The following is a 12,801-nucleotide window of genomic DNA, read 5'->3' on the forward strand; positions in this document are numbered from 1 at the left end:
TTTTAAACTCTTACTGCCAAAATATCTTCCTGGCAATCGGTTGGTCCGCTGACGATTGTTTCAATTGAAGAATATTGCGGACTGTTCGTCACCACCACTGGTACTTGAGTTACGTAGCCGGCAGCCTTAATACTTTCCAGATCCACATTCAATAGCGGCTGACCTTTTTTCACTTCTTGATCGGCTTCAACTAGGACTTCAAAGTATTGACCCTTCAACTCGACGGTGTTTAAGCCCACATGGATTAGAATTTCTACGCCAGTGTTGGACACTAAGCCAATCGCATGCTTGGTTGGGAAAATTGCCGCAATCTTGCCGTCAAACGGTGCCACTACTTGTCCATCGGTTGGATCAATCGCAAAGCCTTTTCCTAATGCTTCAGAGGCAAATGCTTCATCTTGTACTTGACTCAACGGAATAATTTGACCCTTCATTGGGCTGATTACGCGAGTGTCTTCTAAAATCAATTCTTTTACTTCAGGAATTTCATCGTTTTCAAATTTGAAGCTTAATACGTAAGTTAACGCGCCGGTAACTACGACTGAGATAATCAAGGCAATTACGATGTTCCAGAAAAAGCGCATGGTGTCATCGCCAATGTACAACAGAATGGCCGGAATCCCAGAAGAACCTGTCGCAAAACGGTGCGTATTGGTTAAGCCAGCAAACAATCCACCAGAACCCCCACCGATCATTGCGGCGATTAATGGGTATTTCTTCGGCAAGTTGACCCCGTATAAAGCCGGTTCAGTAATCCCCATGTAAGCTGTAATGGAACCAGAAGTTGCCAATTGTTTCATTTTTTTATCTTTTGTGCGGAACGCTACTACTGCTGCAGCCGTTGCCTGAGCAATATTGGAACACACACAACCAGGACCGAAAATACTATCGTAGCCAAGCTCAGCCATTTGCATAACACCCAGCGGCGCCACACCATTGTGGAGACCGAACATAACCATAATTGGCAGGAAACCACCGATTAAGACGGCCGGTACCCAGCTGGCATTGACACTTAAGAAGATAAAGAAGTCTGCCAAGTAACCACCGATAATCGTACCAATTGGACCTAAGACCGCTAGTGCCAAAGTACCCATAATCAAGAAAGTCAGCATCGGAACAAAGACTAATTCCACTGATTTCGGAATCACGCGATTCAAGAATTTTTCCACGTAGGATTGAGCGAAAATAACCAGCAGAATCGGAATAACGGAACCTGTGTAAGTTGCTAAGGTGAATGGAATAATATCAAAAAATTGAACAGGATCTCCGGCTGCTACCAATGCGCCCCAGTTTGGATGCAGCATAATCGCCGCGACTGAAACTGCTAAAATCGGATTACAGCGTAATTTTTGTGCTACCGTAAAGGCCAAAATCATTGGCAGGAAGTAGAACACGCCATCTGCGAACATATTTAATAGGTAGTAAGTTTGCGAATCGGCCGAAATTACTTCGAACACCATCAGCAAGGCCAAGACTGCCTTCACCATTCCGGCGCCGGATAAGGCTGGAATAACTGGCTGGAAGGTTCCCGCCACAAACTCAATAATCGTCGTCATAATACCTTTTTTCTCACCGGTTGGTTCGCCGGAAGAAGCGGTATCGACATTTTTTTCAATCTCTTCAAAAACATCCTTTACGTGGGTGCCGATAACAACTTGATGTACCCCAGCGTTGAAAATGTATTTGGTCACACCATCTAAATCTTCTAAACCTGCCACATCCACTTTCGTTTCATCGACTAATTTAAAGCGCAGGCGCGTTTGACAATGGTAGGCTTCAGTAATGTTGGCCTTGCCTCCAAGTTTTTTAACAATGTCCCGAGCCAACGATTGATATTTTTTACTCATGTTGTTACCCCTTTCACTGGATCAAGCAGATTGTTTTTGAATCTCACCGGTGTATTCGTCGCTTGTCTGTAATAGAACTTTACCACGCTCAGGCAGCGTTTCCAATAGCTTTAGGACAAGACGAAACGCATTTCACAAAACTTGGAAAATCAAGCTGTTTTGTGAAATGCGTTTTATGAATTTGTAGAAAAATGACCCTTAACTGCCTTTTTCCTTTAAAACTGCTCCTCCAAATCCTTGAAGGTTGCCTGCCGCTTCGATTCCAAAACTTTAGCACTGGCAATTTTATTCTCGCGATTGGCTTCGTAATCAAAGGCAAACACCTTCCCAAACAAGGCATCTAAAATCATCATGACCGATTCCTGGGTGGCAAAGTTGGAAATCTTTGAATAAAGCTTCTCCTTGCTGGAAATGTTCAGCACCACATCCGAATAATCCCGCAAATAATTGTCGCCGCCGCTGGTGATGCTGATAATCGGCACATTGTTCCGCATCAGAATTTTCACATTGCTGGTAGGATTCTCGTCCGGGCTATTACCGGAATAAGAAATAATCAGCGCACAATCCTTCTCGGTTAAAGAATGGGAAGTAATCCCGCACTCCCCCGACTTAGCCATAAAGGCCTTTTTGCGAATCGTCAATAAATTCCGTTTAAACAGCTCGCCATAAAAATAGTTGGGACTGTTGCCGTAAATCACCACGTTTTCCGCCCGTTGGATCAGCTGAGCTGCCTTGTTCAAATCCTCCACCGCAATCAGTGACACCGTGTCCTTGATGCTCTGCATTTTCAAATTAACCAGACTCTCGACAATTTCCAGCGTATCCGACTCAGCCTCAAAAGGAAAGTTCGGATCGACATCGGCATAAGCCGTATCATCGTGATAGGCCACCTCATGGTTGAAGGCATACATAAACTCCTTCCAGCCGGAATAGCCGAAATACTTGGCAAAGCGCACCAGCGTCGGCTTAGAGGTAAAGGTCTGCTTGGCAATTTCCTCCATCGTTAGTTCCGACAGCTGATCCCGATGCTCCAAAATAAATTCACCAATCGTGCGGCGGGCATCACTTTGCTTAAAGGCCGCCTCCTCAATTCGTTGGAATAAATACATGTCCTTCACCCTTTCACCTGAACTCATTCTTCCCTTTAATTGTACCAGTCAGACTCTGGAAAACATAGACTAAAAAAGTTTGACTTAAAGCTCACATCAAGAGGTATACTAATTAAAAAGGAGTTCGATAACATGAAAAAACAAGCAACCCCACCAACAACCATTCCCTTTGGCAAAGAAGCCTTTGAACCAATTGAAACCACTGAAATTCGCTGGCTAGGCAATTCCGGCATCCTAATGAACAGCCGCGGCTATTGCATGATGGCCGACCCCGTACTGGAAGGCTTTGACCTGCCACTATTGATCGATCTGCCCATCCCAGCTGACGAAGTGCCTCATCTGGATAATTTACTGATTACCCATTCAGACAACGATCATTACAGCCTGGATACCTTGAAAAAAATCCTGCCAGTGACTAAGACCGCCCACGCACCGATTTTTGTGGCTGATTTAATGAAGGAAACCTTTGATTATCCGGCAACCGGTCATGCGATCCACGAAACCTTCCAAGACGGAGACATCACCGTCACCCTGACGCCGGCGGATCACTTGTGGCAAAATGCCCGCAGCAAGCCCGACCGTGTTTACAAAATGGAAGACTACTGCGGCTTTTGGATCGAAACACCAGACGGCACCCTATGGATTCCAGGCGATTCTAAACTGTTGCCGGAGCAGTTGGAAATGCCCCAACCGGATGCAATTTTATACGATTTTTCCGACAACGAATGGCACATCGGTTTGGACAACGCCATCTTGTTGGCCAACACCTATCCTAAGGCCGACCTGCTCTTGTCTCACTGGGGCACGGTGGATGCACCCGACAAGGACGTGTTCAACGGCGATCCTGAAGATCTTTACGACAAAGTGGTCAATCCAGAACGCATTCGTGTTTTGGCGGCTGGCGAGCCTTTCCGCTTAAACAAACATTAAAGACAAAAAGGAATCCTCAGCGACTTCACGCTTTGGATTCCTTTTTCTATGCCACAGTCGCCTGAACCGAATTATTCTTCGCTGTTTTAAAAATAGCCGATCCGATTTCAATCAGAGTCACCAGCGCGATAATCCCGCAAATAATCAGTTGAATATTCGTCGTGTTGCCCGTCGAAATATAATGCAGCACATCGCCGCTTGACCACTCCTGCTCCTGCATTTTATTAATCAGCTCAGCGCTGAAAATATCCCGCTGCATGAACAAAAAGATCCACAACAAAGCCGACACTAAATTATCGACGATCACCCAGAAACAAACCTGGCTGGTCCAGCGGCGCTGCGTGATTTTTTTCAGACTAGAAATCACTGTCAGCAGAATTATGACCACCATAATCGGCACTAATTTCATGGCGAAGCTGTCGCTAAACAACGCCACGCCCTCCACCGATTGATCATTGGTAAAGGCCACAAACGGCGCAAGTCCGAGCCCGATTAAGGCCAACCAGCCGCAAAAGAAAAAGGCCGCAATCAATTCACCAATCGGATCAGAAAGTGGAATCAACTCTCCTTCTTGAGGCTTCGGCAAATCCTCCAGCTTCCACTCTTCTTTCTTCTTATCGCCAATCATGCCGGTACGTTCAGCAATCACATAGCCGATCGTGATCCAGATCAACGCCTGCATCGCCCCAGAGACACCGCTGCTGATGCCATCACCAATGATCAGCTGAAAGACTTCCGAGATTTGAATGCCGCTGGTCTGAAAGGCTTCAATTCCTCCGCTAACTGCACCGATAACCGCCGCAATCCCAGCGATGATAGGCACCAGTATCTTCAGCATCCGTATATAATCATCGTAAACCCGTGGTGAAATCAAGTAACGAGGATTCTGACGATATTCCTCTGCCAACTCAGCCGGTGAGCCCATCTCTTGTAATACCAGTTTCACCTCAGCTTCAGTCGGATTTTCCGACAACATATCGTAAATACTGCTTTTCAATTCCCGTTCAACCTCTGCCCGTTCTTCTTCCGGCAAACGTCCCACAACGGCTGCCACATATCGATCGATCCAATTATTCATAATTACTCCTCCAAATAAATCCGAGCGATGCTTTTTTGCATCCTCACCCATTCCTGCAACAATTCGTTACCGATTTCGATCCCCTTTTGACTAACCGTATAATACTTTCTAGGGCGACTCTCAGTGGTGTCCCAATCGCTGGTCAATAATCCCTGCTTTTCCAACCTGCGCAATAATGGATACAACGTATTGGCTTCAATTTCGATGCCAGCCTCCTGCATCTGCTGCAGCAAAGCGTAGCCGTAATAGGGCTCCCGTAAACTCCCTAAAACTGCCAGCACCAAACTGCCCCGCTTCATTTCAGTGATGTAACTTTGAACAAGATCCTTCTCTGGCATATCATCACCTCTTCACTTATAATTATACTGTACGTCACACAATATAGTCAATAGCACATCATTTGTTTTTCCACTATGATACAATTAAAGTAAGAGATTTCGTTGAAGAAAGGTGTTCACATGAAAAAATATCAGTGGTACAGCGATCGTTGGGGCCAACCAACTAAAGACGATCAACTGCTTTTTCTACTATTAACAGTCGGCGTTTTTCAAGTTGGTTTAAGCTGGAAAGCCGCGGCTGGCAAAAAAGAGGTGTTCATGAAGAATTTTTGCGGGATGGATTTTCGCAAAGTTGCCGCCTTTTTCCCGGATGATGTCGAACGCATTTGTAAAGACCCGGAAATGATCCGCAATCCTCGTAAAATCAAAGCCGTCGTACAAAATGCCCGAGCGATTGTTGGTTTGTTGGAGGATTACGATAGTTTTGCCGATTATTTGTGGGATTTCGTCGGCGGTGTGCCGGTGGTTAAACAATACGAAACCTCTGACGAAGTCACCAATACCCTTCCGGAAGCCACCACTATCGCCAAAGACATGAAGAAACGCGGCTTTACTTTTGTGGGACCAGTGGTGACTTGCATGTTTCTGAAGGCGGCGGGAATTATTCAAGATCAGGTGTTGGATCGGTAGCACAACGAGGATCCCAATTTATCCAATCAGCATCATCATTTTATTTTGGCTAGTTCATCTTTATAAGAGGTAAACAAAAAAAAGGTATCCCAAAAATAGTATAAGTCAACTTAGTATAAATGAACTTATACTAAGTTGACTTATATTATTTCAAATCCTACCCAAGCAAAAAAGCAAAGTCCTCCGCGAACTTTGCTTTTCCCTAAAATATTAAGTTGTAACCACCAAATCCGCCGCTTTCTCAATCGGATAGGCAGAAAAATAGCTCTCCTCTAATGGAATCCAGCGCTCCTGAAACTGTTTTAGCTTTTGCGGATTCCGCTTTTCTAAACGTGCCAATTGCTTTTCAACAGTTGTCGTTAAAAACAGCTTCAAATCATACTCAGTTGCTATCTCCGGATGGCAAGCATAAGAGCCCTCCACCAGATACAAATCCGATTTTTCAACAGCAATCGCCGGCAAAAAACTTTGACTCTGGCAGTCATAAGGTCGATAGCAAGCTTCCTGTTTTTCCTTCAAGGGCTTTAACACCTCCTGAAAAAAACGCTCGCGATCCACATTGCCTCCCGGCTGCGCCAATCTTTCTTCTGTCCGCTGCTGCGGCTGGAGAAAAAAATCATCCATCGCAATCACGGGACAACTAAAGTGCGCCTGCAGCTTCTTAGCCAAAGTAGTTTTCCCAGAAGCACAGCGACCATCAATCGCCACAAACAGCGGCTGCTTTTGCTTCAGTTTTTCATTGATAAGCTGGCAGATATTTTCAAAACTATCCATATTACGCCTTCGACTCAATTAAGTGGGTCCGCTCCAAGGCCAGCATAATCATTGGAATAATCACCAACTGCAAAATAATTCCCGGCAGTGCATTGATAAAAGCACCTGCCATGAACACTTGCCAAGTGAAAATGCCACCAGCAACACTGGTTAACAAGACCATCACTAATCCCCAAACCACTCGACCACCTAGCATCGCGACGATCAAAGAAAGATACATTCCTTTAACATCCGTTTGCTTCAATTTGTGATACACCAGTCCAACTAACACACCATAGGCCGCCAGCTCAAAAGCCATAGCGATCCCTACTGGAAATAACGGCGGCATCCCAAAGAGCACAAACCGCAGCAAAGGCGAAACAAAGCCCACGAATAAGCCATACTGCCAACCACAAACAAATCCGCAAAGAATCACTGGAATATGCATCGGCAGCAGCATACTGCCAATTTGCGGAATTTGTCCGGTAATAAATGGCAGGACCATCCCCATCGCTAAAAATAGAGCGGCCAATACCAATTTTTTCGTATTCAACATAACTTCCTCCTAATCGACTGAAACCAATTCGTATTCCTGTTGGCCCAATCCCATCTCTACAGCATGATCCAGCGTATGGATGCCGTTTCTAGTTTCCATTCGTTCAATCAAAGAAGCTCCATCTTCGGCAGCATAAATCAAATCCACGCAGGCTTTATCCAGCGCCACCGGATCATGAGAAGCCAAAATTCCAATATCGTGCATATCCGGTTCAGCCGGATTGCCGTCACAATCGCAATCCACCGATAAATGATTCATCACATTGATATAAGTCATTTTCTCTCCATTATCGAAATAATCCGAAACTGACTTAGCTGCTTCCGCCATTGATTCCAGGAAAGCGTCCTGTTCCCCATCCCACGCATGTGTTTTGCTGGTGCCTCCGCTGTGAAGCCAGATTTTCCCGTCTCGTGAAGCGATACCGATGGAGATATTTTTCACCGCTCCGCCAAAGCCCCCCATCGCGTGTCCCTTGAAGTGAGACAAAACTAACACCGAACCGTAATTGGCTAAGTTTTTACCCACCAAATTTTCATTGATACGTTGCCCATCAGGAACCGGCAACGACAAGGATCCTTCCGCATCCATAATGTCCACATCGGCAATCGCCGTAAAGCCGTGATCTTTGGCTACCTGCAAATGATCCTCCGTGCTGGCCCGCTTGCCGCCGTAAGCAGTATTGCATTCGATAATGGTCCCATCCACTGATTGAACCAATTCTTTAATTAACTCTGGATTTAAATAGTGGGTATTCCCCGCTTCACCAGTGCTTACTTTCACTGCAACTTTGCCAGCTGGTTCCCAATTTAACGCCTGGTAAACCTTCATCAATCCATCCGATGATAAATCGCTGGTCATATAAACTGTAGCCTTTTCTTGATCTTTTTCCATACGAACCACTCGCTTTCTTCATTTTTTGAAACAATTATCCCGTGTAAATTCCATCATTGCCGCATTAGAACTTATTATTAAGCCTACCACCTAAAGCAAGGTTTAAGTCAATAGCCTTTTACCAATTTTATGACAGAAAAACCACCCACATTCCGACATCTCCGTCATCCTGCAGGTGGTCTAATTTTATTTCGTTTCTAAATCATGCATGAACAAGCCGCTTAATAATTTTGGCTCGAACCAGGTCGATTTTGGCGGCATTATTTTGCCGGCATCGGCGACTGACAACAAATCAGTGATCGCTGTTGGATACATCGAGAAGGCCAGTTGCCAATCCCCTGAATCCACCAGTTTTTCCAATTCATCCGTGCCGCGAATTCCGCCAATAAAATCAATCCGTTTATCAGTCCGTACATCTTTAATATCAAAAATTTGATCGAATACGTAATTTTGCAGCAAGGAAACATCCAAGCTTTCCACCGGGTCGTTGTTAACCTTGTCAGGTTTCACAGTCAAGGTGTACCAGTCTTTTCCAAGATACATTTGAACTTGACCGACAGCTGCTGGTTTTTTCACGCCGCTTTTTTCAACCGTGTAGTTTTCTGCTAATTGGTCAAAGAAATCTGCTGGCGGCGCAACCTTCAGCACCCGATTGTATTCCCAAATCGCTAATTCATCGTCAGGGAAAATAATCGATAAGAAGTTGCTGCTTTCGGGACTTTCTTGGCCGTTTTCGCGTTTTTCCAAACCAACCTTCACCGCTGATTCCGTCCGGTGATGGCCGTCTGCGATATACAAAGCATCCACTAGTTTGAAAGCTTCTTCCAATTGATCGATCACCGTCGCATCGTCAATCACCCATACTCGATGAGTCACTTCATGATAGCTCTTAAAATCATAAACTGGTGCATGAGCTGCTTTCCACTCAGCTAACAACCCTTGCACCGTCGCATCAGAGCGATAGCTTAAAAAGATCGGACTGGTGTTGGCATCACAAGCTTTGATGTGATTAATCCGGTCCACTTCTTTTTCCGGACGGGTAAATTCATGCTTCTTGATCTTGCCAGACACATAATCATCAATCGAAGTACAAGCCACTAATCCAGTTTGGCTGCGGCCATCCATGATTAGTTCGTACAAATAATAGTAATTGCTGTCTTCTTTTTTCAACCAGCCTTCTTTTAAGAAAGCCGCTAAATTGTCGGCAGCTTTTTGATAAACTTGCGGATCATAAGGTGACAACTCTTCTGGCAAATCAATCTCCGCTTTATCAATATGGAAAAAGCTGTGAGGATTGCCTTGAGCTAACTCTTTGGCCTCCGCTGAATTGACCACGTCATAAGGAAGCTCAGCGACTTGATCCGCCAGCGCTTCAGCCGGACGGATGGCCTTAAAAGGATGAACCTCAACCATTAATAGCCCACCTCCTGATTCTTGATGGTGCGTACGCGAACGATCCCGTCATTTTCCATCAATTTGTCAGCAATCGCCTGAATTTTCTCCGGATCAGTTTCATCCACATCTACCAAGGTATACGCGTGCTCATCTTGTCCGCGATTCACCATGTTGGCAATGTTAATATCTAGTGAAGCAATGTCTGAAGCAATCTGCCCCAGCATGTTCGGTACATTTTTGTTAATAATCGTAATGCGGTAAGGCGCATGGAAAGCCATTTCCACGGTTGGGAAATTGACCGAACGTTTGATAATGCCGGTTTCCAAGAAACGCTTCAATCCGCGGGCCGCCATTTTAGCACAGTTGATTTCCGCTTCCTCAGTTGAGGCGCCTAAATGCGGCAAAACAGTAATCTTATCATTGTGCAGCAATTTTTCTTCCGCAAAGTCAGTAGTGAAGCCAGCAATTTTGCCCTCGTTAACCGCTGCTAATACTGCATCGGTATCGACAATTTCCCCACGAGAGAAATTAAACAATTTCGCCGTGTCCTTCATTTGGATCAATTCGTCCGCCCCGATCAAATGCTTGGTTGAATCCATCAAAGGCACATGAACGGTAATAAAATCACAATTGGTAAAAATTTCTTTGATATCGTTGGCACGACGCACCCGACGAGAAATGCTCCAAGCAGTATCCACAGAAACAAACGGATCATAACCTGTTACTTCCATCCCTAAACGGTAAGCATCGTTAGCGATCATAGCCCCAATGGCACCAAGACCGATCACTCCTAATTTTTTGCCTTCTAATTCCGTGCCGGCAAATTGTTTCTTTTGCGCTTCCGCTTGTTCTTCCACATCGTCGCCGCTCAAGGTTTGTACCCATTGAATCCCTTGGATCATCGGGCGAACCGACAATAATAAGCTGGCAATCACTAATTCTTTCACCGCATTGGCGTTTGCCCCTGGGGTATTGAAAACGACGATGCCTTTTTCCGTACACTCTTTGACAGGAATGTTGTTGGTTCCAGCACCCGCCCGAGCAACGGCTAAAACAGATTCAGGAAACTCGTAATCGTGCAATTTCTGGCTGCGTAAAATAATACCGTCTGGCGTATCGCTTTCGTTGATGCGGTAATTTTCTTTATCAAAACGCTCCATACCTTCAGGTGCGATCGCGTTAAATGTCTTAATATGAAACATTTATTTCCCTCCGTTTTCTTGTTCGAATTTTGCCATAAAGTCAACTAATGCTTCGACGCCTTCTGCTGGGAATGCATTGTACAGGCTCGCCCGCATGCCGCCCACAGAACGGTGACCCTTCAAGTTTTCAAAACCAGCCGCCAAAGCTTCGGCGTTGAATTTCTTGTCTAAGTCCGCATCGCCGGTCACAAATGGAATATTGGTAATTGAACGAGCATCCTTAGCTACAGGACTTTGGAACATGTCTGAGTTGTCGATAGCATCGTATAAACGACCCGCTTTTTCTTGATCTTTTTTCGTGATCCCAGCCACGCCGCCTTGCTCTTTCACCCATTCAAAGACTAACTTCGCCATGTAAATCGCGAAAGTTGGTGGTGTATTGTAAAGCGAATTGTTGTCGGCTTGGATTTTGTAATCCAGCATTGGTGCCGCAATTTTGGCATCGCCGATTAAATCTTCACGGATAATCACAACCGTCAAACCAGCTGGCCCGATATTTTTTTGCGCCCCAGCGTAAATCACACCGAAATCTTCTACTTTATAGTCATTAGCTAAAATGTTCGATGACATGTCGGCCACGATCGGCACATCGCCGTAATCCGGAATCGTTTGGAAAGCCGTTCCTTCAATCGTGTTGTTAGTCGTAATGTGCACATAGGCCGCTGACGGATCAACTTCCTTCGGTAATTCAGGAATGTAGTTAAAGTTATCATTTTCACAAGCAGCGATAACTTCAACTTCCACGTTATCCAAAGCCTTCGCTGCACTGATGGCCTTTTTCGCCCAAGAACCAGTACTTACATACAACGCTTTTTTGCCTTGCGCCAAGTTTAACGGCACCATGGTAAATTGCAAGCTTGCGCCGCCTTGTAAAAACAACACCTTGTAGTTGTCAGGGATCGCCATTAATTCTCTTAACAAATTTTCGGCGTCCTTGATTATATCTTCAAACCAGGAGGAACGATGACTCAACTCCATCACCGACATGCCACTGCCTTTATAGTCAAGCAGCTCGGATTGGGCTTTCTCCAACACGGCTTTCGGTAACACGGCTGGTCCAGCAGAAAAATTGTAAATTGTCATTTTTGTTCTCTCCTTCTTCTTTTTTGAAATTGGTAACTATTCATCTCACGTTTCGCCGTCATTTTCTCCATGTGAGAAAACTGGCATCTATCGCAAGATGTGAAGACAATTATAACAGATGTTGCAAAATGATAAAAGCCTAATTTTACTGACATCTCGATATAATTTGTATAAATCCCGAAAATTTTCACTTTCTCTTTCATTAGGCTGGTAAAATCCCGAAATTCTAGCCTGACAAAATAAAAAAAGGCCTTTTGACACAAAATCTTCATACTGCTGACTAATCCTTTTGTTTCTATAATAAAATAGAGCTAAATGCTGGGAGGAGAAAATAAAATGAAGGTTTTATCAAAAGGTTGGTTGTTTTTGTTGATTGCAGTGATCGGTGAAATGCTTGTTCCCTTAATCCTTGCGCCCTTTTATCCCGGGTATGATTCTAAAACCATGGCCATCAGTTCGTTAGGCAATCCCAACAGCCCGGTTCGACTTCCATTCAATTTATGGATGCTGACAGCTGGTGTCTTGCTTTTACTAGCGACACCTAGTATTTACCGACTTTATCGCGGCGTTTCCAAGCCACTAAGCATCGCAACCGTGATGTTTATCGGTATCTTCGCAGTGGGTGCATGTATCTTCACCTGTTTTTTCAGTGTTAACGAAACAAAAGATGTAATTACGACTGCTTCCGTCGTTCATGGCTTCGGTTCTGTGATTGGTTTTATGCTGTTGCTTTTCGTCCCTTTGTTTTTGGCGATTCTTTCCTTCAAATCAGCAGATCGAACCACCGGAGTAATTGCTGTAGTTTCATTCATTTTGTCGCTGGTCTTTTTTGTCCTGTTTATCATGGCTGAGAAACCTCAATTTCAAGAAACAATGATTGCCAGCGAGGGCCTCTGGCAACGACTAAATCTACTATTTATGTACCTGCCGCTAGCTTTTATCGCTGTAAAAAATTTACTTAGCTGATCGCATTCACTTTTCTTATTTCA

At 44.8% G+C, this 12,801-nt stretch carries 13 protein-coding genes; 3 read left to right on the top strand and 10 right to left on the bottom strand.

The genetic code is table 11. The features are described 5' to 3' along the window. Positions 1–2: 2 nt before the first annotated feature. Together JZO70_RS13630 and JZO70_RS13635 are read right to left on the bottom strand one after the other, a co-directional pair. Positions 3–1,847: a beta-glucoside-specific PTS transporter subunit IIABC gene (locus tag JZO70_RS13630; protein WP_207674140.1), complete on the bottom strand. Its 1,845-nt coding sequence runs from the start codon at positions 1,845–1,847 to the stop codon at positions 3–5. Positions 1,848–2,062: 215 nt separating this feature from the next. Continuing rightward, the gene (locus JZO70_RS13635) at positions 2,063–2,956 is read right to left on the bottom strand and encodes a MurR/RpiR family transcriptional regulator (protein WP_207674168.1); all 894 of its coding nucleotides are present in this window, start codon (positions 2,954–2,956) and stop codon (positions 2,063–2,065) included. A gap of 132 nt (positions 2,957–3,088) precedes the next feature. Here JZO70_RS13635 and JZO70_RS13640 point away from each other — a divergent pair, with 132 nt between their 5' ends. Beyond that, entirely contained in the window at positions 3,089–3,886 is a 798-nt protein-coding gene (locus tag JZO70_RS13640) for an MBL fold metallo-hydrolase (RefSeq protein WP_207674141.1), read from the top strand. Between the two features lie 46 nt (positions 3,887–3,932). Here JZO70_RS13640 and JZO70_RS13645 read toward each other — a convergent pair whose 3' ends face one another. Beyond that, positions 3,933–4,964, bottom strand: coding sequence for an HAAS signaling domain-containing protein (locus tag JZO70_RS13645; protein ID WP_207674142.1), 1,032 nt, complete (start codon positions 4,962–4,964; stop codon positions 3,933–3,935). A gap of 2 nt (positions 4,965–4,966) precedes the next feature. Further along, the gene (locus JZO70_RS13650) at positions 4,967–5,302 is read right to left on the bottom strand and encodes a PadR family transcriptional regulator (protein ID WP_207674143.1); all 336 of its coding nucleotides are present in this window, start codon (positions 5,300–5,302) and stop codon (positions 4,967–4,969) included. Between the two features lie 120 nt (positions 5,303–5,422). On the opposite strand from JZO70_RS13650, the gene JZO70_RS13655 reads away from it, so the two are divergent. Further along, positions 5,423–5,932, top strand: coding sequence for a DNA-3-methyladenine glycosylase I (locus JZO70_RS13655; RefSeq protein WP_207674144.1), 510 nt, complete (start codon positions 5,423–5,425; stop codon positions 5,930–5,932). A gap of 210 nt (positions 5,933–6,142) precedes the next feature. Here JZO70_RS13655 and JZO70_RS13660 read toward each other — a convergent pair whose 3' ends face one another. From JZO70_RS13660 to serC, 6 genes are all read right to left on the bottom strand, one after another. Then, on the bottom strand, positions 6,143–6,706 hold the full coding sequence (locus JZO70_RS13660) for a uridine kinase family protein (RefSeq protein ID WP_207674145.1): 564 nt from the start codon (positions 6,704–6,706) through the stop codon (positions 6,143–6,145). 1 nt (position 6,707) lies between these two features. Continuing rightward, positions 6,708–7,241 (bottom strand): ECF transporter S component, encoded by a 534-nt coding sequence (locus tag JZO70_RS13665; RefSeq protein WP_207674146.1) that lies wholly within the window; start codon positions 7,239–7,241, stop codon positions 6,708–6,710. Between the two features lie 9 nt (positions 7,242–7,250). Further along, positions 7,251–8,132: a DUF362 domain-containing protein gene (locus JZO70_RS13670; RefSeq protein ID WP_207674147.1), complete on the bottom strand. Its 882-nt coding sequence runs from the start codon at positions 8,130–8,132 to the stop codon at positions 7,251–7,253. Positions 8,133–8,318: 186 nt separating this feature from the next. Further along, entirely contained in the window at positions 8,319–9,545 is a 1,227-nt protein-coding gene (locus JZO70_RS13675; protein ID WP_207674148.1) for a DUF1015 domain-containing protein, read from the bottom strand. Then, complete coding sequence (locus JZO70_RS13680; RefSeq protein ID WP_207674149.1) at positions 9,545–10,729, bottom strand: 3-phosphoglycerate dehydrogenase family protein; 1,185 nt, start codon at positions 10,727–10,729, stop codon at positions 9,545–9,547. The genes JZO70_RS13675 and JZO70_RS13680 overlap by 1 nt, the downstream gene beginning before the upstream one ends. After that, positions 10,730–11,812 (bottom strand): 3-phosphoserine/phosphohydroxythreonine transaminase, encoded by a 1,083-nt coding sequence (gene serC, locus JZO70_RS13685; protein ID WP_207674150.1) that lies wholly within the window; start codon positions 11,810–11,812, stop codon positions 10,730–10,732. A 336-nt stretch (positions 11,813–12,148) separates the two neighbouring features. On the opposite strand from serC, the gene JZO70_RS13690 reads away from it, so the two are divergent. Further along, entirely contained in the window at positions 12,149–12,778 is a 630-nt protein-coding gene (locus JZO70_RS13690; protein ID WP_207674151.1) for a DUF998 domain-containing protein, read from the top strand. Positions 12,779–12,801 lie beyond the last annotated feature (23 nt).

It is taken from the genome of Candidatus Enterococcus moelleringii, from assembly GCF_017377575.1.
Taxonomy (GTDB): domain Bacteria; phylum Bacillota; class Bacilli; order Lactobacillales; family Enterococcaceae; genus Enterococcus_A; species Enterococcus_A moelleringii.